This is a genomic window from Mycobacterium sp. IDUB_1, from assembly GCF_055419625.1.
In genome coordinates this window covers 651041-672988 of sequence record NZ_JBVAYA010000001.1, presented here as the reverse complement: position 1 = coordinate 672988, position 21948 = coordinate 651041, and the positions used below count along the sequence as shown (strand labels likewise).

At 67.5% G+C, this 21948-nt stretch carries 23 protein-coding genes; 12 read left to right on the top strand and 11 right to left on the bottom strand.

Going from position 1 to position 21948, the window contains the following annotated elements; translation table 11 throughout:
* Positions 1-9 precede the first annotated feature (9 nt).
* Together ACZYYX_RS03440 and ACZYYX_RS03435 are read right to left on the bottom strand one after the other, a co-directional pair.
* The gene (locus ACZYYX_RS03440) at positions 10-327 is read right to left on the bottom strand and encodes an NIPSNAP domain-containing protein (RefSeq protein ID WP_463813004.1); all 318 of its coding nucleotides are present in this window, start codon (positions 325-327) and stop codon (positions 10-12) included.
* Positions 328-1206 (bottom strand): SDR family NAD(P)-dependent oxidoreductase, encoded by an 879-nt coding sequence (locus tag ACZYYX_RS03435; protein WP_463813002.1) that lies wholly within the window; start codon positions 1204-1206, stop codon positions 328-330. It lies immediately after the preceding gene.
* 95 nt (positions 1207-1301) lie between these two features.
* Between ACZYYX_RS03435 and ACZYYX_RS03430 the strand changes: the two genes are divergently transcribed.
* The 3 genes from ACZYYX_RS03430 to ACZYYX_RS03420 all read left to right on the top strand — a co-directional run bounded on the left by ACZYYX_RS03430 (position 1302) and on the right by ACZYYX_RS03420 (position 4439).
* On the top strand, positions 1302-1880 hold the full coding sequence (locus tag ACZYYX_RS03430; protein WP_463813000.1) for a TetR/AcrR family transcriptional regulator: 579 nt from the start codon (positions 1302-1304) through the stop codon (positions 1878-1880).
* 545 nt (positions 1881-2425) lie between these two features.
* Positions 2426-2884 (top strand): nuclear transport factor 2 family protein, encoded by a 459-nt coding sequence (locus ACZYYX_RS03425; protein ID WP_463812998.1) that lies wholly within the window; start codon positions 2426-2428, stop codon positions 2882-2884.
* A 160-nt stretch (positions 2885-3044) separates the two neighbouring features.
* Positions 3045-4439 carry an FAD-dependent oxidoreductase gene (locus ACZYYX_RS03420; RefSeq protein WP_463812996.1) on the top strand — a complete coding sequence of 465 codons (1395 nt, stop codon included), beginning with the start codon at positions 3045-3047 and terminating at the stop codon, positions 4437-4439.
* A gap of 209 nt (positions 4440-4648) precedes the next feature.
* Here ACZYYX_RS03420 and ACZYYX_RS03415 read toward each other — a convergent pair whose 3' ends face one another.
* Entirely contained in the window at positions 4649-5869 is a 1221-nt protein-coding gene (locus tag ACZYYX_RS03415; protein WP_463812995.1) for a multidrug effflux MFS transporter, read from the bottom strand.
* A gap of 122 nt (positions 5870-5991) precedes the next feature.
* Entirely contained in the window at positions 5992-6984 is a 993-nt protein-coding gene (locus ACZYYX_RS03410; RefSeq protein ID WP_463812993.1) for an NADPH:quinone reductase, read from the bottom strand.
* A 249-nt stretch (positions 6985-7233) separates the two neighbouring features.
* On the opposite strand from ACZYYX_RS03410, the gene ACZYYX_RS03405 reads away from it, so the two are divergent.
* Complete coding sequence (locus tag ACZYYX_RS03405) at positions 7234-7899, top strand: cutinase family protein (RefSeq protein ID WP_463812991.1); 666 nt, start codon at positions 7234-7236, stop codon at positions 7897-7899.
* A 16-nt stretch (positions 7900-7915) separates the two neighbouring features.
* Here the strand turns inward: ACZYYX_RS03405 and ACZYYX_RS03400 are convergent, their stop codons facing one another.
* Complete coding sequence (locus ACZYYX_RS03400; RefSeq protein WP_463812989.1) at positions 7916-8407, bottom strand: hypothetical protein; 492 nt, start codon at positions 8405-8407, stop codon at positions 7916-7918.
* Positions 8408-8419: 12 nt separating this feature from the next.
* On the bottom strand, positions 8420-9031 hold the full coding sequence (locus ACZYYX_RS03395) for an MspA family porin (protein WP_463812988.1): 612 nt from the start codon (positions 9029-9031) through the stop codon (positions 8420-8422).
* A 321-nt stretch (positions 9032-9352) separates the two neighbouring features.
* Here ACZYYX_RS03395 and ACZYYX_RS03390 point away from each other — a divergent pair, with 321 nt between their 5' ends.
* The 4 genes from ACZYYX_RS03390 to ACZYYX_RS03375 all read left to right on the top strand — a co-directional run bounded on the left by ACZYYX_RS03390 (position 9353) and on the right by ACZYYX_RS03375 (position 13939).
* Entirely contained in the window at positions 9353-9529 is a 177-nt protein-coding gene (locus ACZYYX_RS03390) for a hypothetical protein (protein WP_463812986.1), read from the top strand.
* Positions 9530-9886: 357 nt separating this feature from the next.
* Positions 9887-12634, top strand: coding sequence for a LuxR C-terminal-related transcriptional regulator (locus ACZYYX_RS03385; RefSeq protein WP_463812985.1), 2748 nt, complete (start codon positions 9887-9889; stop codon positions 12632-12634).
* Between the two features lie 167 nt (positions 12635-12801).
* On the top strand, positions 12802-13431 hold the full coding sequence (locus ACZYYX_RS03380) for an isochorismatase family protein (RefSeq protein WP_463812984.1): 630 nt from the start codon (positions 12802-12804) through the stop codon (positions 13429-13431).
* A 40-nt stretch (positions 13432-13471) separates the two neighbouring features.
* Entirely contained in the window at positions 13472-13939 is a 468-nt protein-coding gene (locus ACZYYX_RS03375) for a DUF1348 family protein (protein ID WP_463812982.1), read from the top strand.
* 64 nt (positions 13940-14003) lie between these two features.
* Here ACZYYX_RS03375 and ACZYYX_RS03370 read toward each other — a convergent pair whose 3' ends face one another.
* Positions 14004-14516: a MarR family winged helix-turn-helix transcriptional regulator gene (locus ACZYYX_RS03370; protein WP_463812981.1), complete on the bottom strand. Its 513-nt coding sequence runs from the start codon at positions 14514-14516 to the stop codon at positions 14004-14006.
* A 211-nt stretch (positions 14517-14727) separates the two neighbouring features.
* Here ACZYYX_RS03370 and ACZYYX_RS03365 point away from each other — a divergent pair, with 211 nt between their 5' ends.
* From ACZYYX_RS03365 to ACZYYX_RS03350, 4 genes are read left to right on the top strand one after another with little or no spacing between them, the layout of a single operon-like run.
* Entirely contained in the window at positions 14728-15813 is a 1086-nt protein-coding gene (locus ACZYYX_RS03365) for an alkene reductase (protein ID WP_463812979.1), read from the top strand.
* A 26-nt stretch (positions 15814-15839) separates the two neighbouring features.
* Positions 15840-16613, top strand: coding sequence for an SDR family NAD(P)-dependent oxidoreductase (locus tag ACZYYX_RS03360; RefSeq protein ID WP_463812978.1), 774 nt, complete (start codon positions 15840-15842; stop codon positions 16611-16613).
* On the top strand, positions 16610-17509 hold the full coding sequence (locus ACZYYX_RS03355; RefSeq protein ID WP_463812977.1) for an LLM class flavin-dependent oxidoreductase: 900 nt from the start codon (positions 16610-16612) through the stop codon (positions 17507-17509). Before ACZYYX_RS03360 ends, ACZYYX_RS03355 begins: the two co-directional genes overlap by 4 nt.
* On the top strand, positions 17506-18372 hold the full coding sequence (locus ACZYYX_RS03350) for an NmrA family NAD(P)-binding protein (protein WP_463812976.1): 867 nt from the start codon (positions 17506-17508) through the stop codon (positions 18370-18372). Before ACZYYX_RS03355 ends, ACZYYX_RS03350 begins: the two co-directional genes overlap by 4 nt.
* A 7-nt stretch (positions 18373-18379) precedes the next feature.
* Here the strand turns inward: ACZYYX_RS03350 and ACZYYX_RS03345 are convergent, their stop codons facing one another.
* From ACZYYX_RS03345 to ACZYYX_RS03330, 4 genes are read right to left on the bottom strand one after another with little or no spacing between them, the layout of a single operon-like run.
* Positions 18380-19105 (bottom strand): maleylpyruvate isomerase family mycothiol-dependent enzyme, encoded by a 726-nt coding sequence (locus ACZYYX_RS03345; protein ID WP_463812974.1) that lies wholly within the window; start codon positions 19103-19105, stop codon positions 18380-18382.
* A 7-nt stretch (positions 19106-19112) separates the two neighbouring features.
* Positions 19113-19934, bottom strand: a complete 822-nt coding sequence (locus tag ACZYYX_RS03340) for a fumarylacetoacetate hydrolase family protein (RefSeq protein ID WP_463812973.1) — start codon at positions 19932-19934, stop codon at positions 19113-19115.
* 2 nt (positions 19935-19936) lie between these two features.
* Positions 19937-21010, bottom strand: coding sequence for a cupin domain-containing protein (locus tag ACZYYX_RS03335; protein ID WP_463812972.1), 1074 nt, complete (start codon positions 21008-21010; stop codon positions 19937-19939).
* Positions 21007-21927 carry a VOC family protein gene (locus ACZYYX_RS03330; protein ID WP_463812970.1) on the bottom strand — a complete coding sequence of 307 codons (921 nt, stop codon included), beginning with the start codon at positions 21925-21927 and terminating at the stop codon, positions 21007-21009. The genes ACZYYX_RS03335 and ACZYYX_RS03330 overlap by 4 nt, the downstream gene beginning before the upstream one ends.
* Between the last annotated feature and the right edge of the window lie 21 nt (positions 21928-21948).

Below are 21948 nucleotides of genomic sequence, written 5' to 3'. Positions count from 1 at the left end.
CACGAAGGTTCACAGCGCGGTGTTGCCAATCGGTGTAAGCCGTGTGGTCTGGCGGGCGGTTATCAGCGAGTCGTCGAAGTCCTCGTGGTCCTCGTCGAAATCCACACTGGCGCAGTACCTCTCCGCTAATTCGGTCGGATCGCTGTTCGGTGGGTAGCCGACGAGGGCGATGACGCGAGGCTTGTCGGCATCGTCGTCGATCCATACTCCGTGGACGGTGATGCCGTAATCGTGCAGGGTGCGGATGTGCCGGGGCCAGAAGTCCTCGGTGTAGCGGCGCAGAGCCTCGAAGTCTCTCAGCGTGTAGGTGTGTAGTTCCATGACCATCTAGCGACCTCGAGAGGCCAGCGGGTCGAGCTGGTCGGCGGTGGCGTCGTCGGCGGCGGTCGACACGCTGAGCTGTTCGTGTTGCTCGTCGGCGGCCAATAGGTTGCGCCCCGCCGCGGTCCCGTAGCGGAAGGCGTCGGGGCCGACGAGGAGTCTGTGGGGTGGCTCGGCCATGTCGACGATCTCGAGGAGCAGCGCGGCGACCTTCGCAGGGTCGCTGGCGCCGATCGACGTCGAATTGCTCAGCGCCGCAGCGGCGCCGACGGTGGACTCATAGTCTTCGCGCACCGGGTCGATGCGCATCGAGGAACCGGCCCAATCGGTCCGCATGCCGCCTGGTTCCAAGACGGTGACCTTGATGCCCAACGGGGCGACCTCTTGAGCGAGTACCCCCGAAAAACCGGTGACGGCCCACTTCGACGATTGATATGCCGCGAGGCCTGGCCGCGCCATCCGGCCACCCACCGACGACACCTGGACGATGTGCCCGTTGCGTTGTGCCCGCATGATCGGCAACGCCGCCCGAGTCAACCGCACTACGCCGAAGAAATTCGTGTCGACCTGGGCGCGGAAGTCTTCGAAGTCGACGTCCTCGATGGCTCCCATGTTGGCGTAGCCGGCGTTGTTGACCAACACGTCGAGGCGGCCGAAGCGGTCAAGGGCGGTGGCGATGGCGGCGCGAACGTGGTCGTCGTTGGCTACGTCGAGCTCGACGATGGCGAGGCGGTCGGGGTGCGCAAGAGCGATGTCATCGAGAGCGGAGGTGGTACGGGCGCCGGCGACGACGCGATGCCCTGCGTTGAGGGCAGCTTCGGTGATGTGGCGTCCGAGCCCGCGCGAGGCGCCGGAGACGAGGATGACGTGCGATTCTGTGCTCATTGCTTCTCCCACCAAGTTCCATCGGTATACGACTGTAGACATGAACGAAATATACAGACGTAGACATTGCCCGTGGTATTCCCTACCGTCTGGGCATGCCTACCGACCGTGTGCGCCCGCGCAACGCCGCCGCCACCCGTGAAGCGATATTGGCCTCCGCCATCCGCAACTTTGCGAGTGCCGGGTACGACGGTGTCGGCGTGCGTGACATCGCCGGCGACGCCGGGGTGACCGCCATGCTGGTGAATCGGTACTTCGGGTCGAAGGAGCAACTGTTCGCCGAAGCTGTCGAGACCTCGTTCTCGTCCCCGGTTTTCATCGCCGAGAGATCCGGCGATGTGTCACGCGACGCCGCGGCGGCGCTGGTCGCTCGCTCCGGTCCGGATGCCGACCACCTCGAACCGTTCCTGATCATGCTGAGGTCGGCGTCGAATCCGCGTGCTGCGGCCATCGTCCGCGACGCGATAGAGCGGAACGTGGGGAGGCGCTTGGCCCGCCAACTTTCGGCACCAGGGCGCCAGTTGCGCAGCGACGTGCTGCTGTCGGTGATCAGTGGGGTCCTGCTGATGCGGAGCGTGATGGGCACTGCGGCGCTCAACGGCCGCCGTCCCGATCAGCTGGTGCAACTGCTAGAGGCCGTGTTCGACGCGATCGCCGACGCGCCGCTGACCTGACGGGCCGCAGCTGTTGGTGCGCGTCCTCCGCTCCGACCTTTGCGTACGGCGTGATGACCTGCAAGGAAACCCATACTGATGCAAACGCTCCGATTTCGACGTGTCACGGGCCTTTGGAGCACGATGGCCCCGGAATCTCAGGTCGGTGCCCCAACGGTTTCGGTTGACGCCAAATGCAAGAACATGTCGCCGCGGTCGGTCATTGGTCTGCGGACCTCCCATGGCCAATCGGGAGAGCGTGCATCAGCGACGTAAAGGCTCCGACTGCTCGTGGGCGGCACCGGTCGACATGGGATGTCGAACGAGGCGAAGGGCAAACTCATAGATCGCCTGCATCCCGCCGAAGCCGTGCCCGCCAGACGATCTGGCGCGACCTAGCGGCCCAGGTGAACGCTGCCCTGTCTCCCAGGGGGCGCTGAGTAGGCGGGGACTCGGCAGAACATGCCTATCCTGCCGGGCGTGGCGGTCACGCCGGGCCACACTGATGATCGCGTGCCCCGGTTGCGGCGCCGTCTGCATGTCATCGTTTGAGTCGGGGAGGTCGAATGAGCCTTGGAGGATTGGCCGCCCACCAAGAGATCCACCGCCAGCTCTTCGAATACGCAATCGCCTCCGACGCACACGACTGGCCACGGCTGGCCGCCCTCTTCAGCCAGGGTCGCTATTTCTTCGCCGACGCCGACGGTAGCGACGCGGTAGTTCGTTGGGGTAAGTCGGTGGTCAGGGACGATGCCCGAACCCAGCACGCCATGTCTGCAGTGTCGATCGAACTCGACGACCTCGCCGCGCCGAACCGGGCGCGGGTCCGCAACTATCTGAGCCTGTTCGCCCTCAACGAGGTCGGGCTAGCCGAGTTGGTGTCGGCGTGCTGGTTCGAGAGCACATTCGAGACGGTCGACGGCTCATGGCGGTGGCGGACGCAGGTCATCACACCGCTGTTTCGCGGCAATTGGACGCTGATTCACCGAACGCAACAGTTCGGCCCTGAGCCGCCTGTTGGTTAGGGCCACCGTGGCGTTGGTTCCATGGCAGCGGCGACGAAACCCATTGCAGCCTGGAAACATCGACGCTAGATGCTTTATGTCTGGCCCGGTCAGGACAAGCGCCGGTGCTCCTCAACAACGAAATCGACCCCAGCACGACCCCGACCCCCAGGAGAGCTCGATGACCGAAACCACCAACGGCACGTCCGTCGCGGCGGACCTTGCCGTGATCGGATTCGGCAAGGGCGCCAAGACCCTGGCCGCCACCCTCGGGCGCAAGGGCAAGCGGGTGGTGATGATCGAGCAGTCCGCGAAGATGTACGGCGGCACCTGCATCAACATCGGCTGCGTGCCGACGAAGTCCCTTGTCTACCAAGCAGAACAACTTAGTGAACGCGGCCCCGCCGCCTACCGCCGGGCAGTGGAGAACGAGCTCGCGCTGACCGCCAAGCTGAGGGCGGACAACTTCGCCATGCTCGACGGCATCGAATCGGTCTCGGTGCTCACCGGCCGGGCCGAATTCGTCGACCCGCACACCGTCAAGGTCACCCTCGTCGACGGTGGCGGCACGGTGGTCGTGTCCGCCGAGCACCTCGTCGTCAGCACCGGGTCCGAACCCCGGATTCCGGACGTCCCCGGCCTGGCAGACAGCGGCGTGATGGTCACCAGCACCGACCTGCTCGCGACGCCGGAGCTGCCCCGACGTCTCGTGGTCCTCGGTGGCGGTTACGTCGGCCTGGAGTTCGCGGCCATGTACGCCGCCTACGGCTCGGACGTCACGGTGCTCGAACGCCACTCCGAAATCCTCGGCCAGGAGGACGACGACGTCGCCGCGTGCGCCCGGGACCTGTTGCGCGAGAACGGTGTCACCGTCGTCATCGACGCCGAGGTTCGCGAGGTGCGGGCCGGCGCGGACGCACCGGCAACGGTGTCCTACCACGGTCACGGTGCGCTCGAATCGGTCGACGCCGACCTCGTCCTCGCCGCGGCGGGCCGGCGGCCGGTCACCGACGGGCTGCGGCTGGACGCGGCGGGAATCGACATGACCGACGCCGGGGCGGTGGCCGTCGACGACCACCTGCGCACCAGCCAGCCCCACGTCTTCGCGATGGGCGACGTCAACGGCGGACCGCAGTTCACCTACGTCTCCCTCGACGACTACCGCATCGTGCTCGACCAACTCGTCGGATCCGGCACGCGCAGCACGACCGACCGAAAGGCGGTGCCGTACACGCTCTTCATGACGCCGCCGCTGGCACGGGTGGGTCTGACCGAACGCGACGCCCGCGCCTCCGGGCGACGGGTACGGGTCGCGGCGCTGCCCGTCGCCACGATGGCGACGGTGCCGCGGGCGCGCATCGTCGACGAGGCCCGAGGAATGATGAAGGTCGTGGTCGACGCCGACGACGACGCGATCCTTGGCGCGGCCCTGCTGAGCTACGACTCCCACGAGGTGATCAACGTGGTGTCCCTGGCGATGCGCCACGGCATCACCGCCACACAGCTGCGCGACGAGATCTACACCCACCCGTCCATGACCGAGGCGTTCAACCAACTTCTCGGCGCACTGACCTGACGTCGGCCTTCCGTCGCAGGGGTCCGCCCGCTCGATCAGGGGGGCATCGTCGGCGTTCCGGCTGCGCACGTTGGACGTCGACCCAGGCGAAAGCCCCCACGCTGTGCAACTTTAGGGCGATGCCGTGTCCGCGGTCCGAGACGACGGCCGTCGCCGTGGTTGCAGTGGTGGCCGGGGGTGGGCTTGGCGGTCTTGTCCCCGGGCTGTCGTCAGCTACGGCCGTGGCGGTCGATTGGCGAGTGGGCAGCACCTGAGCTGAGGAACGCGCCGATCGCTACCAACGCGCACACCGTCATCGTGATGGACATGGGCACTGCGGTGCCGCTCCCGGCGACGCCGACCACCGGCGACACGACAGCCGCGAGCGCATACTGGAGCAGTCCCAGTACGGCCGAGCCCGTTCCCGCCACTCGGCGAACTTGGTCCAGCGCAAGGGAGGTGGCATTTGCGACCACCAGTCCGAGACTGGTTACCGTGCACCACAGCAGGGGCAGCATTACCCAAATCCGCGGTCCCGTAAGCGCGTCGACCAACACAAGACTGGAGAACACTGCAAGCAGTCCTACCCCAGTGGCCAGCAGCCGTCGTTGGCCGAAACGTACGACCAGTCTGGCGTTGACGGCGTTCATGATCAGAAGCCCGATTGCATTGGCGGCGACAGCGATTCCGTTACCGGTGGTCGACAGGCCGAGGATGGTCTGAAGAACGAACGGGGAGGCGGAGATGAAGGCGAACATCACCGAGAAGCCAGATGCAAAGGCGAGGGAATACCCGACGAATTGGCGATTGCCGAGGGTGTCCTTCAAGCCACGCGTCGTGCTGCGGCTTCCACCGTCCGAGCTCCGCGAAGCGGGGTGCGTCTCGGAGAGCACGAAGGTGGCGCCGAGCACCATCACCACGGCGAGGCCCGAGAGAATGCCGAACACTCCGCGCCACCCGATGACCCCGGACAGGCTGCCGCCGATGAGCGGCGCCGCTATGGGTGCTGCACCGTTGATGATCATCATCAGGCTGAAGATCCGCGCCGCGGCGGCGCCTTCGGCGCGGTCGGAGACGATCGCTCGGCTGAGCACGACACCGGCGGCGCCCCCAAATCCTTGCAGGAATCTGAATGCCGCGAGCAGTTCGACGGACGGGGCGAGCGCGCAGGCCACACCTGCGCCGGCGCACAGCACGGTACCCGCCAGCAGAAGCGGGCGTCGTCCCCACCGGTCGGACAACGGGCCGACCAGTTGCCCGGTGGCCATGCCGACCATGAAGGTCATCAATGTCACCTGCATGGTCGCCGGGGCGGCACCAAACTCCTCGGTCATGGCGGGAAAGGCCGGCAGATACATGTCGACCGACAGGGGACCAACCGCGGTGAGGAGGGCCAGGACCCAGAGCCAACTGAGTGGAATCGGTGCCGTCGGCGAGCTCGGCGTCACCATGGGAGGGCCGCTGGGCGGCGCTGCGGTATCACGCGGGGACCGTACGTCGACCTCGGTGCCATCACGTGGCCTTTAGGCGGTAATCACCGATCCGACGGCGTTGGGGCGGCGGGTCGGACCACTCAGGAGTCGGTGACGGCAATGAGGACCTTGCCCTGTACGACGCCCGCCTCGACCGCGTCGTGGCCATCGGCGGTCCGCTCTAGAGGCAGGACGAGGCCGATCTGCGGTCGGTAGGAATCCGCGGCGAGACACCTCGTAATATCCCCGATTGCAGCCACTTTCGCGTGGTTCGGCATCGTGTAGACGTAGACGAAGCGCACTGCGCCGTTGGCCAGCATGAACGGCATCGCCGGCACCGACACGGTGGCGTCCGGATCGCCAACCGAGTACGCGCTGATGGCACCGCCGTTGGCCAGACACGCCAGATCGAGCTCGCCGTTGGCGACGACGTCGACGTCGACGACGCGATCGACGCCCGCCCCGTCGGTAGCGGCTCGGACGGCGGCGGCGACGTCGACCTCGCGCAGGTTCAGCACGAGGTCGGCTCCTGATTGGCGCACGATCTGCATCTGTTCGGGCCGACGGACCGTCGCCACGACCCAGGCGCCGGCCCACTTGGCCAACTGGACGGCGGCGGAGCCCACCGCGCCGGCGCCGCCGTGAACCAGGACACGTCGACCTCGAAGGCCGCCATCGGCAAAGAGGCACCGGTGCGCGGTCATCGCCGGAACACCAAGCGCCGCACCGACGTCGAACGACACGCCGTCGGGGAGTGCGACCGCATTGCCCGAGGGCACCGCGACGTAGTCGGCTGCCGTCCCTGCGGCGCGGCCATACTGCGCCTCGTAAATCCAGACGCGTTCACCGACGCGGTCGGAGGATATGCCGTCGCCCACCGCCTCGATGACTCCGGACCCGTCCTGATGGGGTATGACGCTGTCGAAGGCCATCGTCGAGACGAAGCCCGTACGGTTCTTGACGTCACTGGGGTTGATGCCCGACCGGTGCACACGGACGAGCACCTCACCGGGTCCCGCCACCGGTGTCGGCGACTCGCCGAACACCAGAACGTCGCGGGCTGCACCTTGGCGGTCGTAATGAATTGCGCGCATCGTCGCTGATGCTATGCGGTGTGGCCCGATGATGTTGGGCGTTTGAAAGCGATTGCCACTGTGACATATTCGACGATCGCAACGGCGACGCGCACGCCCAGCACTCGGTATGAATTGCCTATCTCTTGGCTCATGGGTCGCCCACGGGTGACACTTCGCGAGAGCCCGGGCAAGCCGGCCGGGCAACGTGCGCGGTCACTGAGGGAGCGAAACATCAAGCGACACAGATTGATTCTGGGAGAGACCGTCATGGCAGCAGCACTGGTCGTCGGAGGCGCGGTTGCCGTTGCGAATCTCGACCCGTCTGCCGCGGCCGCGGACGCGTGTTCAGATGCTTTGGTAATCTTTGCCCGCGGTACGTTCGAGGGGCCGGGCGCAGGCAAGGTGGGCGATCCGTTCATCGCGGCGCTGCGGGCCCGTGCGGGCACCCACACCGTCGACGAACATCCGGTCGACTACCCCGCTTCGCTGGACTTTCCCCGGGTCGTCGATGGTGTCATTGACGCGAGCAACACCATTCGCGACATCGCGCAGTCGTGCCCGCAGACGAAGATGGTGCTTGGCGGCTTCTCGCAGGGGGCTGCGGTGGCGGCTTACACCACCTTCGACCATCTGCCGCCGAACTACGACCTCCCGCCGGGTATCACCGGCCCGCTGTCCCCCGACGTCGCCTCACACGTGGCCGCGGTGGTCCTGTTTGGTCTGCCATCGCCTGGCATCGTGACCCTTCTGGACTCACAGGCGCCGCCCATCGTCATCGGTGCTCCGTTCGCCAGCAAGGTCCTTCAGCTGTGCAACCCAGGGGATCCGGTGTGCGAGCCCGGAGGGCGGGACCGCCCTGCGCACAGCGCCTACGTCGACAACGGTGCGATCGACCAGGCGGCGGACTTCGCCGCTGCGGCGCTGCACTGGTAATCGACCTCCCCAATCGTCACGGCCCCAGGACGGACGCGGGCAACGTTGATTCGTTGCCTTGCGGTGGCGCCACCGGGGCCCGACCGTAGGGATCCTCCAAGTCAGTGGACACACCGGTGGCGCCGACATTCACCCCCCCGGCAGCGCTGTCGGAGGTACGAACCCCTGGCGCGGGTCCGTTCGGTCCAAATCTGTTGGGCGCGTTACCCAGTCGCGACCCGGGCATGCCCACGCCAGATTGACCGGGGTCGGCATTGGTGGCTATCCCCACCCCGGCCGCGTCGAACAGACCGGGCGCGCCGCCCGGGGGGATGGGATTGTAAAACGTCGCATAGCCGTAGGGTCTGCCCAAGACGCCAGGTGCGAGGAGTCCTGCGGTGGGGTAGCCGTAGTTGGGCGGAATGAATGGCGGCGGGCCGGGACTCGGCTCGGCGGACGCCGGCGCGGGCGTCGCGATGAGCGTCGCCAGAGAGACGACGAACAACGCCAGCGGAAACTTCGAGCTCATGACCCCCCTTTCTCAAATCTTGATGGGATCGCCGTAGATGGCGAACTCCGAATGCGCTGCCGAGGTGGACGTTCGAAGATAGGCGTATGACCTGATGGTGACGTCACCCCCGCAGGCGTCGGCCTTGATGTGGATGTTGTCCACGTCCAACATGGCGCTGCCGTCGTTGAGGGCCATGTTGGCCATCGGCACGTCGACGATCACACCCGGCTGAACCGTGGTCTGGAGGAACCCCGTCAGGCCACCGGCGCCCGCTGGCATTCCCGTCAGGGACGCGTTGCCGCCGAAGGCGCCGGCCCCGCCGACACCCAGACCACTCGACACGTCGGATTGACAACCCAGTTGATACCCGGCGATGAACACACTGTCGGTGATGGGCGCCCCTCCTCCGGCGGCCGTCGCCGTCGCGCTGAACGTCACGAAGGCCTCACGGGAGTTCGTCGCCGCTGCGAGGTTGGGAACGGCGTTGACGCGTTCGCCGGCGATGTCGATCGACAGGCTCCAGCCGTCACGGGTGTTCTTCACGTAGTGCTGTGGGGCCATCTCCACTGAATCGGCCTGTGCAGCAGGGGGACTGCCCATCGCGGCGGCCGACAGCACGATCGAACACACCGTCGACGGCATCAGGTGCGAACGTCGACGTCTGTCCCGGGCCTTCGCCCCACCCCGTCCTCGTGCTGTGACTGTCACCGGCCCATGGTCACCACTGGACGCCGACTGCGCATCGGTGAACTTCGCCTAATCGCGCGGGCGGGTCATCGACCAACTGCGAAGATTGGCCGGGTCGCGCCATGTGCTTGGCGTCTGCGTCCAACGGCGTCGTGTCGGTCGCATTCTCCGGAGGTCGAGACAGTGTCATCGAGTAGTGACCCGCGAGGACTGACGACGCAGCAGCAACGCGCGTGGACTGCGTTCACATATGTGCAGTCGCGCATCCATTACGAAATGAACCGGCAGCTGCTCAGGGACAGCGGGTTGTCCCTGGCCGACTACGAAATGCTCCTGGCGCTCAGCGCCAGGCCTGAGGGGGTCGCGCAGGTCTCCGACCTCGCCGTCGAGATCGGCTGGGAGCGCAGCGCGTGTCGCACCAACTGCGGCGCATGTGTGAACGAGGCGGCCTGACCGCGCGTCGACCCTCGCCCAGAGATCCACGTGCCACCGATGCCCTCCTCACGGGCGAAGGCCGCCGCTCGATCGCGGCCGCGACGCCGGCGCACCTCGATCTGGTTCGCCGACTGTTCTTCGATCCTCTGCCGGCGGACGCCCTGTCTACCCTGACGGAGTCCTTCGAGCTCATCCTGGTCACGGTCGGGCCGCCGGATCGATCGGGCCCAACGGCTCCTGCTGACCGTTGCTGATCCTGCGGTGAGGTGAAGCGCCGACGACTTCCCGCGCTCAAGCGTGATGTGTCATGCTCAGACGACGCTGGGAGACCGACGAAGATTCGACACGGCGGCTCCGCTGGTCATGGAGGATTTCGTGGATTCCGCGCAGATGGGCAGGCGTACCGAAGCCGAGGCGCTCCGAAAGCTGTTGGACGCCTCGTGCTCCGGCGCGTCCGCGGGTGTGGTGGTCAGTGGCGCCGCCGGACTCGGAAAGTCCTTGCTGCTCGACGAAGTCGAGACGATGGCGGTGACGGACTTCGCGATTCTGCGCTCGCGGGCCGTCGAATTCGAGTCCCGCATGCCCTTCGCCGCCCTCCAGCATCTGCTGGCGCCGAGGTTGCCGTTGCTGCCCACGTTGCCGGGGCCCATGCGTGCTGCGCTGGAGATGGCGTTTGGACTGCGACCCGGCCAAGCCGATCCCTTCAGGGCCGGCCTGGGGGTCGTCGCACTGCTCACGGTGGTGACCCCCACCCTGTGCCTCATCGACGATGCCCAGTACCTCGACTCGTCGAGCGCTCAGGCGCTCATTCTCGCGACGAGGCGCCTGGGCAACGAACCGGTGACCGTAATCTTCGCTACCCGCCCAGATCACGGGGTGCCCGCCCTCGACGAACTGCCCCAGCTCCCGCTGGCACCGCTGCTGCTCGACGGTGCGCGCCGTCTGCTGGCTTCGACCCTGGCCGCGCCGATCGACGACGCGGTGCGTGACCGCATCCTCGACGAGGCGGGCGGAATCCCCTCGGTGATCGCCGAGTTGGCAGGCTGTGTGCGCGTCGCGGCGGACCTGGCGGGCGGGTACGCCCTGCCGGGGGTGATCACACCTCCGGCATCCGTGCTCGACGACTACGCGCGGCGTTTGGCCGGCCTGTCCTCGGCAGCACGAACATTCGTGCTGCTTGCTGCCTGTGATCCCACCGGTGATCCCGCATTGCTGTTTCGCGCTGCGCAGTCGGCCGGGGTGTGCGGTTCTGCGGCGGAAGCAGCCGATGCCGTGTCGATGACCATCGGCAGACGCGTCGCGTTTGCTCATCCCCTGGTGCGCTCGGCGATCTATCACGCAGCGGATGCGTCGCAGCGCCGTGCGGGTCACGAGATGTTGGCCGCCGCCGCCGACGCCGTGACGGCGAAGGACCGCCGCGCGTGGCATCGAGGTCAAGCCGCAGTCGGTCTCGACGAAGTGGTGTCGCGGGAGCTGGAGGACAGCGCCCGCGCCGCCGGCGCGAGAGGTGGCGTGGCCGCAGCTGCGGCATTCCTCGAACGCGGCGCTGCCCTCACCGCTGACCCCGCACGTCGCTTTGGGCTGACCGTCGAGGCCGCTGCGGTCAAACTCGAGGCTGGCGACGTCGACGCGGCGGCCGATCTCACCGCCGCAGCACGCCTGGACGCCACCGACGAGGTGCGCACCAGCCATGTCGATGCCGTGGACGCCCAGACCGCCTTCGCACGGACGCGTCGAGCAGACGAGGCGAGCCGGCTGCTGGCTGCAGCACGGAAACTGGCCACCCAAGAGCCCGGCACGGGGGTGCCCATTCGGCTGCAAGCACTGGTTGCCGCGTACTGGACCGGACGCGGGGCCGACGCCGACGTCGACCTGTCCACACTCGAGCATGACGAACCGTCCGCCGGCGCCGAGCTCGCCGACCTCATCTCGTCGGCGCTGACGACGGCGTTGGTCGGTGACCGGGCGGCAGCCGTCACGCAGGCGCGACGAGCAGTCGACGCCTTGCGCCCGCAGGCAACCCGGCCGGAAGGCTTCGACCCGGCATCGGCGTGGATCATCTGCAGCATCGCGTGGGACGATCACGCGCTCGACACCATCCTCGACGAACAGCTCACCGCGGTGCGCGCCGCGGGAAGGGTTGGCGCGCTTCCCATTGCGCTCACCTCCCGCGCCTTGGCCCACCTGCACACAGGTGAGCTGCGTCGCGCCGCGGACTGCGTCGCCGAGGCACGGCAGTTCTCCGACGTCGTTCCCGAACTCGTCGAGCTCGGCGTCGCCGCATGGAGCGGTGATCGCCGAGAGGCAGACCGGCTCTGTGAGCGGCTGGCGGCGTCGGCACCCGCCCCGCCGGGACCCAGGCAGCTGGCGGCAATGGCCTACGCGCGCCTGCTCGTCAACAACGGGACGGGCAACTACCGGGAGGCGCTCGCGGCCGCGCAGGGCGGCTCCGGTCTCGACGAGCTCGGGTTCCACGTGTTCATCCCACCCGAGCTCGTCGAGGCGGCCGCCTTCGCAGGGCGCATGGACATGGCCGTCGACCTCACCGAGCGGCTCCGGCGGCACGCCGAGGCGGCGAACACGCCGTGGGCCTTGGGCGTTCACCAACGGTGCCGCGCGCTCGTCAGCCCGGAATCAACGGCGGAGGAGTGCTTCCAGGGGTCCGTTGATCACTTGCGGGACAGTCGATCCCCGATCCAATTGGCCCGCACCCAATTGCTGTTCGGCGAGTGGCTCCGCCGCCGTCAACGGCGTAGCGAGGCGCGCCCTCAGCTGCGGGAGGCCTTCGAGGCATTCTCCCATGCGGGAGCGGCGCTGTTCGCAAAGCGCGCCGAGAGGGAACTGCGGGCGGCCGGCGAGATGGCGCCGCAGCCACGCGGTCAGACCGGCGGACTCTCTGAGCAGGAACTCGCCGTCGCCGAGCGGGTCGCGGTCGGCAAGACCTCCAAGGAAGTCGCCGCCGAGCTCGTGCTCAGCCCACGCACCGTCGACGCGCATCTTCGGAGCATCTTTTCCAAGCTGAACGTGAAGTCGCGTCGGGAAATCCGGCACGCGCTGCCCGCGACTTCGTCGGCGCCACAAGGACCGCCCGGTCCGGGCAGCCGTCACGCACCACGCCCGTGACCGGCGGCCATTCGGCGAAAATCACCTAACTTGGTGCCGCTGAATGCGAACCCTGCGGCACTGCGCGAGTGCGCTTCGTAGGCTCGGTGAGTCACTCGAAGGGCATTTCGTCGTCGGTGACCCCGCGAATGAATCGCTCATTCGTTTCCCCACTTTAGGAGCGCAGCATGTCGTCTGACTCGTACCCCGCCGTGAAACTCGACCGTGACCGGGCAGCCATGCTCTTCGTCGACCATCAGGCCGGACTGCTCATGGGGGTCAAGGATCACGACCAGGAAGAGTTGCGCCGCAACGTGATTGCGTTGGCTCAGTTGGCGAAGGCCTTTGATCTTCCCATCGTGGTGACCACCAGCTCCGACGATGGCGCCAACGGTCCGGTGATCGGCGAGCTCGCCGCAGAGCTTCCCGACGCGAAGGTGGTGCGGCGCCCCGGCGAAGTCGACGCCATGGACAACGAGGAGTTCAAGGCCGTCGTCGCCGCGACTGGGCGTGATCAGCTGATCATCTCGGGAATCAGTACCGACGTCTGCGTTGCGTTCAGCGGCATGTCCGCGGTGGCCGAGGGGTACGGCGTGTGGGCCGTGCTGGACGCGTCGGGAACCTGGAGTGGGTTGGCGGCAAGCGCCGCCGCCAATCGGATGTCTCGCGCCGGGATCGTGCTCACCAGCACGGTCGCCATCGCCGCGGAATTGTTGCGCGACTGGCGAAACGACGGAGGCCAGGCCGTCGCACCGATCTTCGGTCAGTATGCGATCCCTGCCTACAGCTCGATGATGGCGTTCGCCAACCGTGCTTGACGCTCGATTCTTACGCGATCCGTTTCCGAGGAGTTACGACTTGTCCGAGGCCCGTGCACCATTTCCGCCGTACGACCTGGAGACCGCAGCGCAGAAAGTGCAGGCTGCTGAAGACGCCTGGAACACCTGCGACGCAGAGCGGGTGAGCCTGGCCTACACCCCAGAAAGCGTGTGGCGCAACCGTGATGTCTTTCTCACAGGCAGGGATCGCATCGTCGAGTTCCTCACGGCGAAATGGCAGCGCGAGCTTGACTACTCGTTGCGCAAGAGTCTGTGGGACTTTCACGGCAATCGGATTGCGGTGCGCTTTCAGTACGAGTGTCGCGACCTGCGCGGTCAGTGGTGGCGCAGTTACGGCAACGAGTTGTGGGAGTTCGACGGCAACGGCCTCATGGCACGCCGGGAAGCGAGCATCAACGACTTCGCCATCGACGAGTCCGAGCGCCGATTCTTCGGCCCGAGGCCCACCGACCAACGAGGCCCAGGCTGCGACATTCCGATCTGGTAGTGCACGTCGACGACGCGCGGTGGCGCACGTCACCGGGCCGATGACGACCGGAATGCCGGGCGGCTCAGCGGTTGAGGCCCTCCGCGGTGCGGCTCAGTCGGGCCTCCAACGTGAGAAGGCTCTCCTCGATGACGTGACGCTGCGCGCGTCCAAAACCGCCGACGGCGGCCTCTTCGAGCTCGGCCCAGATGCCTTCGACCCGTTGGCGCAGGGAGATGCTCGCGGCGGTGGGTTCGATCAGCGAGGCCCGCTTGTCGACCGGGGTTGCCACGCGGCGCACGAACCCCGCGTTCTCCAGGCGCCGGATGGTGCGGGTCATCGTGGCGGCGTCCGAGTCGAGCACGCGCACCAGGTCGACTTGGCGTTGCGGGCCGGCCTGCCACAGATGCATCATCACGATCTCCTGCCCGGGGTGCAGGCCCACCTCACGCAAGAGATGTCCTGCGATCATCCGGTGCAGCCTCGCCACGCGGAAGATCGCATGACTGATCGGGCCGCTGTCGGCGGCAGCAGGCACCGGAACGCTGGATTCGAGCCCAGCGTCGGCAGTGTCGTCGGAACCGTTCACATGTTTCATGCTCAGACAGCATACCTGCAGCCTCATACGGCCATAGGCGCATCTGCGGATCGCGAAAAGGCATTCTGTACTGCACCGACGGTAGAAGGGGAATGAATGTGCCAATTTAACTGTTCGGACAGGTAACCTGGTCCGACAACGTCGGATCGGGTTCAAGACCGCCAGGCCACGATCCCGTGGCCTGAGTGCAGAGACGACGGAGGAAGAGATCATGACCACTGCTTTCGACCCGATCAAGGTCGGCAGTATCGACTTGAAGAACCGCATCGTGATGTCCCCGATGACCCGCAGCCGCGCCTATGGCCCCGGAGCGTCGGCGACGCCGAGCATGGCCGAGTATTACGGACAACGGGCAGGCGCGGGCTTGATCATCACCGAGGGCATCCAGCCGTCGACCATCGGTCAGGGCTACCCGAACACCCCCGGACTGCACTCCGAGGAGCAGGTCCGGGCATGGAGGCCCGTCACCGACACCGTTCACGCGAACGGCGGTGTCGTCTTCGCCCAGCTCATGCACACGGGCCGCATCGGTCATCCGAGCCTGCTTCCCGCGGGCATGGTGCCCGTCGGCCCGTCCCCGGTCGCCCCGGCCGGCGAGGTCTTCACGTCCGACGGCATGCAGCCCTTCGTGGTCCCCGACGAACTCACCGAGGAGCAGATCACCCAGACCGTGCTCGACTTCGCCGCGGCGGCTCGCAACGCCGTCGCCGCCGGCTTCGACGGTGTCGAGGTCCACGGTGCGAACGGCTATCTGCTGCACCAGTTCTTGTCGACCAACGCCAACCTGCGCGAGGACCGCTGGGGCGGCTCGGTCGAAAACCGCATCCGTCTGACCTTGCGCGTCGTCGACGCCGTTGCGGCGGCGATCGGCGCCGATCGGGTGGGGCTGCGCATCTCACCGGCCAACCCGCTCAACGACATCCGTGAAGAGGACCCCCGCGACACCTATCTCGCGCTCGTCGAGGCGCTGGCACCGCGGGGATTGGCCTACTTGCACCTTCTGGAGTCCGGAGATCGTGACTTCACCCACGAGCTTCGCCACCAATTCGGCGGGACCTTCATCCTCAACCCTGCCACCCCGGGGGGCATCACCGGTCCAGACCAACTCACCCTCGTCGAGGATGGCACCACCGACTTGTTGGCGTTCGGGGCGGCGTTCTTGGCCAACCCCGATCTGCCCCGCCGGCTGGCTACCGGGGCAGCGCTGAACGCACCCGACCGCGCCACGTTCTACGGCGGCGGCGACCGTGGCTACACCGACTATCCCGCCCTCGACGCCGTGCCCACCTCGGCGTGATCCCTCAGAGACGAGAAGAGACTGACATGACAACCACATTCGACGGTCGGGTCGCCCTGATCACCGGCGGAAGCCGCGGCATCGGTGCGGCCATCGCGCGGCGACTGGCCGAGGCCGGCGCCACCGTCGCGGTCAACTACCGGTCCAACGCCGGCGCCGCCGAGGAGCTGGTCGAAGATCTACGTTCGCGGGGCCACCGCGCGGAGTCCTTCGGCGGAGACGTCACCCATCCCGCGCGGATCGCCGACGTGGTGGCTGCCGTGGTGGAGGAATTCGGGGCTCTGCACCTGCTGGCCAGCAACGCCGGCATCGAGCACTTCGCCCCGCTGGCCGACATCACGCAGGCCGACTTCGAGACCGTGTTCCGCACCAACGTCGGGGGCCAGTTGTTCGCCGTGCAGGCCGCTGCCGCCGTGATGCCGCCCGGCAGTCGGATCGTGCTGACGTCCTCGGTCAGCGCTCGCATCGCGGTGCACCACCACACGCTGTATGCCGCGAGCAAGGCTGCGGTCAGTGCGATGGCGCTCAATCTCGCACCGGAACTGGCGGAGGCCGGCATCGCCATCAACGCGGTCGCGCCCGGTGGAACCGCCACTGACATGGCCGCCGAGAACGGGGCGGACTACGTCCACCCCGCGCTGACCAACGTCGAGCCGCACCTGGTGACCCGCTCGATGAACGCCCTTGGCCGGCTGGCGCGCCCGGAGGAGATCGCCGACACCGTCGCGTTCCTGTTGTCGCAGAATGCGTCCTACATCACCGGGTCGACCCTCGACGTGGCGGGCGGGTGGATGCGATGACCGACTACGGACGGGAGCTGCGCTTCGGGGTGTTCGTGACCCCTAGCCCGGACCTCCTCGACAACAGTTATGCCATCGCCGATCTCGCCGACGCGCGTCTGGACTTCATCGGCGTCCAAGATCACCCGTATCAGAAGCACTTCTTGGACGCCTGGTCGTTCATGGCGACGTTGCTCTCGCGCACCGAGCGGGTACGGGTGGTGCCTGACGTGGCCAATCTGCCGCTGCACAATCCTGCGGTGGTGGCGAAGGCGGCGGCGAGTCTGGACGTCATCTCCGGCGGCCGGATGGAACTGGCGCTGGGCGCCGGTGCGTTCTGGGACGCAGTGGTGGCCATGGGCGGTCCGCGTCGCTCGCCGGGGGAGGCCGCACAGGCACTGCGTGACGCCGTCGAGGTGACGCGGCTGATGTGGTCGGGACAGCGGTCGGTCACCTACGACGGCGAGTTCTACCGGCTCAAGGGTCTGCATCCGGGGCCTCAGCCGGCTCACGACATGCAGATCTGGCTGGGCGTGGGCGGTCCGAAGCTGTTGCGGTACCTCGGCGGGCATGCCGACGGGTGGTTGCCGTCGAACTCCTACTTCCCGCCCGAGGCACTTCCCGACATGAACGCCCAAATCGACCGCGGCGCCGCTGATGCCGGTCGCAATCCCGCGTCGATCGTGCGCGCCTACAACGTCTTCGGCGAAATCGGTGACCTCGAGGCTGACGACCCGTTCCGTGGGACGGTGTCGCAGTGGACCGAGAACCTGACGACACTGGCCGTCGAGACCGGGATGGACACGTTCATCTTCGGCGCCCCCGACGACGACCTCGCCCAGACTCGGCGTTTCGCGGAGGAGGTCGTGCCCGCGGTGCGGGCCGCGGTGGCCCAACGGCGAGGGCCACGCCCGTGACCCGGAATGCCGGCGACGGCCCGGTGGCGGTGATCGGTGCGACGGGTCAGCAGGGTGGCGCCACGGTGGAGGCGCTGCTGCGCGCCGGCGCGACGGTGCGCGCCGCGGTGCGCGAACCCGGGGCGCCCAAGGCGGCGGCGCTGGCGCGGCGCGGTGTGGAACTGGCCAGAGTCGATCTGAGCGCGCCCGGTTCGGTGCAGGCGCTGTTCGACGGCGCCGCCGCGGCGTTCGTGATGACCACGATGACCGGACCTGGAGGGGTCGACGAGGAGGTGGCCAACGGCGGCGTCATCGCCCGCGCCGCCGAGCTGGCCCGGGTGCCGTCGGTGGTGTATAGCTCGGTCGGCGGGGCCGAAAGGGACAGCGGCGTGCCGCACTTCGACAGCAAACGCCGTGTCGAGCGGCTTCTGCTGGACTCGGTGCCGGTGTCCTTCGTTCGGCCGACGTGGTTCATGGAGAACTTGCCGTCGAAGATCGACCGGGCCGACGGTGCCACCCGCGTGGTGTTGCCGCTGGCGCAGGACGTGTCGCTGCAGATGGTGTCGGTCCGCACCATCGGGGCGGTCGCGGCCGCCCTTCTGCTCGCCCCACCAGCGCCGGGGTCGGCGGTCGAGATCGCCGGTGACGACCTGACCGGCGAGCAGATCGCCGACCGTGTTGCCGAGCGGTTGGGCGCGCCGGCGGTCTTGGTGCGTCGAGCGGCCGACGACGTGGATGACCCGGATCAGGCCGCCATGTGGCACTGGCTCAACGAGACAGCCGCCTACCAGGCAGACCGGGCACGTACCCGCACACTGGATCCCGACGTCGAGGACCTCGCCGGCTGGCTGGCCAGCCACCGGCTGGACTCACCGCGGCGGTAGGCGTCCCTCAGAGCCAGCGCGGCGCGGCCGGGATGGCCTCGACACCCACGCCGCGGATGCCGATCGTTCCGCGGCCGGTCGCCCAGCGGACCACCGCGGGCAGCGTACCGGCAATGGTCGCGGTGACATCGGTGTCGGCGTGCACGGCCATGGCGTCGTGGCCGTCGACGGTCACCACCAGACCCGCCCCCTCGGCCCTCGTGCGCCACGCACCGACGACGTCGGCGAGCAACGACGCCAGAACCGGGACGGGAAAGTCGGCGAACCGGCCTCCGTTGTCGAGGTCCACCGCGTGAATCCACACCTCGCGGGTACGCATCCACACCGTCTCCTCGGCGGGCACCTGCCGGCCCTGCGCGGTGCGCACCGTCTCCTGCCAGGCGGCACGTGGCAGATGTCGCCACTTCTCATCCAAACGGGCACAGCTGTGCGCGAACAGGTTTCGCAGCGCCCCGGCGTTGAGCGTGGCGCCCTCGGCGATCTCGCGAGCGCGTTGCTCGGTGGAGGCGTACATCGGCGTCTCCTCGCCGGTCGCCGCCCAGTCGAGCAGCCGGCACAGCGCCAACGCGTTGTAGGACGCGTGGGCCACCAGATGTCGTCGCGTCCAGCCGTCGAGCAGGGTGTCGTCGTCGAAGTCGGTGTCGGTCAGTTCGGCGATGCGCTGTGCCAGATATGCGGTGCCCCGCCGGGCGGTGAGCAGCCGCTCGGAAAGGTCGAGTGCCTCGAACGTCATCAGTCGCCTACTTGACGATCGTCGTGTTCTTCACGGTGCCGATGCCCTCGATGCTCACCTCGACGGTCTCGCCGCTCTGGATGTAGCGGGCGGGCTTGCGGGCGTGACCGACACCGCCGGTGGTGCCGGTGATGACGACGTCGCCGGGCTGCAGCGTGACGATGTGGCTGATGTACTCGACGAGCTTCGCCGGACCGAACACCAGGTCGTCGGTCATGGCACTCTGCATCACCTCGCCCTGCAGGCGCGCTTCGATGCGGGTCCCGAGGGTGTAGTCGGTGACCAGATGCGGGCCGAAGCCGCTGGTCTTCTCGAAGGTCTTGCCCTGGTCCCACTGCAGGGTGCGGTACTGATAGTCACGCATCGTGTAGTCGTTGATCGCCGAATACCCCGCGATGTAGCCGTCGGCATCGGCCTCGGGGACCTGATAGGCCTTCCTGCCGATGACCACGGCCAGTTCGGCCTCCCAATCGAGTTCGGCCGCAGCGTATCCGGGGACGACGACGTCGTCGTACGGACCGGTGAGGGCCTCGGCGAACTTGGCGAACAGCGTCGGGTACTGCGGAAGCTCACGGCCCATCTCGGTGATGTGCGTGGCGTAGTTCAGTCCGACGCAGACGATCTTTCCCGGTTTCGGCACCACCGGTGCGTAGTCGGCGTGGGCCAAGTCGACCGTGACGCCGGCCGCGTCGCGGGCCAGCGTCTCCCAGTCGGGCTCGGTCAGCAGGACTGACAGGTCGGCGTATCCGTCGATCACCGTCGCGGTCGCGGCATCGTCGACGCGCACGGCCACGGTGCCGGTGGCGGTGCGCAGGGTGGCGAGTCTCATGGTCAGGCTCCTTCGGTGACGTGGCTGCGGTCAAAGTGCAGCCGCTCGATGATCGGCGCGTCCGAGAAGGCGAACACGTCGAAGTCCGTCTCGGCGTCGATCGACCATTCGGTCCAGGACGGGACGACGACGAGGTCGCCGGTGGCGACCTCGGTCATGTTGTCCCCCAACTGGAACCGCCCGACCCCGTCGAACACCTGGTACACCGTGGACCCGACGTCTCGGCGGGCCCGGGTGCGGGTGCCGCCGCGCAGCCGGTGAAACTCGGCACGGATGGTCGACATGATGTCGCCACCGGTGGTGGGGTTGGTGAAACGCACCGCGGCGTGCCCGGGTTCGGTGGTGGCGGCGTAACCCTCGTCCTCGAGCGCCAGTTGCTCGCGCAGAGCGGCGTCAGTGTGTTCCCACCGGTAGGCGGTGATGGGCGTGGTGGTCCGCCGGCCGAGCCCGACGAGCGGTCGCAGACCAGGGTGGGACCACAGTCGCTCGGCCCGCGACACATCAGGCGTCGACTCGTCGGTGACACCGTCGGAGCCGAACTCGAAGAACCCGGTGTCGGTGTAGTTGACGAACGGGATGTCCAGACCGTCGATCCACGCCATCGGATGATCGGTCTCGTTGTGGTGACCGTGAAAGGCCCACCCAGGGGTCAGGAGCAGATCACCCCGTCGCATCGCCACCGGGTCCCCGTTGACCACGGTCCACACCCCGTCGCCCTCGACGACGAAGCGAAAGGCGTTCTGGCTGTGACGGTGCTCGGGTGCGGTCTCCTTGGGGCCGAGGTACTGGATGGCCGCCCACAGCGTCGGCGTTGCGTAGGGCAGTCCACCGAGGCCGGGGTTGGCCAGCGCGATCGCCCGTCGCTCCCCGCCGCGGCCCACCGCGACGAGTTCGCCGGCGCGCTGGGCGAGCGGGTAGAGCGTCGACCACTTCCACACGAAGGGAACCGCCCTGGGGGCCGGGGCCGTCGGCATCAGGTCACCGAGTTGGGTCCACAGCGGGTTGAGGTGCTCGGCGGCGAAGTCGCCGTACAGCTGTTGCAACGCCGGGTCGTCGACGTGGGTCGGGGTGCTCATCGCTCCAACTCCGCCTCGTTGAACGGACCCCACATGTTGATGGTGGCGATGTCGACCTCCCAGGTCCGGGGGTACTGCGGGTAAGTCTCGTGCCACGGGCGTGGCTCGAAATACCCCTTGGACTCGTCGTGGATGAGGTCGAGCTGGGTGAACAACTCGATGGTGTTGCCGTCGGGATCGCGGTGATAGGTGAACATGTTGTGTCCGGGCCCATGTCGACCAGGGCCCCAGTGCAGCCGGATGTCGTTCTTGGCCAAATGGTCGACCATCGTGATGAGGTGGTTGGGATCGCGCATCTCGTAGGCGATGTGATGCATGCCGGTCTTGTTGATGCTGCGCAGAAAGTTGGCGGCGTGGTGGTCGGCGTTGCACCGCAGGAACACGAAGAAGTCGCCGATGGTGTCCGACCAGCGGAAACCCAGCAGATCTTGGTAGAAGCCCTGGAGCCGTTCCAGTTCGGTGGTGAAGGCGGCGACGTGACCGAGTTTGGTTGGGCGCAGGGTGGCCCGACCGTCGACGCCGCTGAGGGTTTGGCTCTCGAAGAGGTGGAGTTCGGCGCCGGTGGAGGGCTCGGCCATGACAAGGACGTCGGGGGTTCCCGGCGCGAGGTCGGTGCGGCGAGACACCTCGTAGCCGGCGTCATTGAGCCGCCGGTGAGCGTCACCGAGCGAACCCCATACCTCGTAGCCGACCGCGGAGCGGGGCTTGACGCCGTCGGTCTTGCGGATCACCACGCAGTGGTGGTCAGCGCCGGTGGTCAGGTAGGCGTAGTCGTGGGACTGCTCGACGACCTCCAGGTCGAGGACCTGCGTGTAGTACCACACCATGCGTTCGACATCGGGGGTGTCGAAGGTGACGTAGCCCAGCTTCGACACCGGTGCGGCGGGTTCGGTTGCGGGCGTAGGCGCTTCGCTCATGGGAAGGGTCCCTTTCTGGAA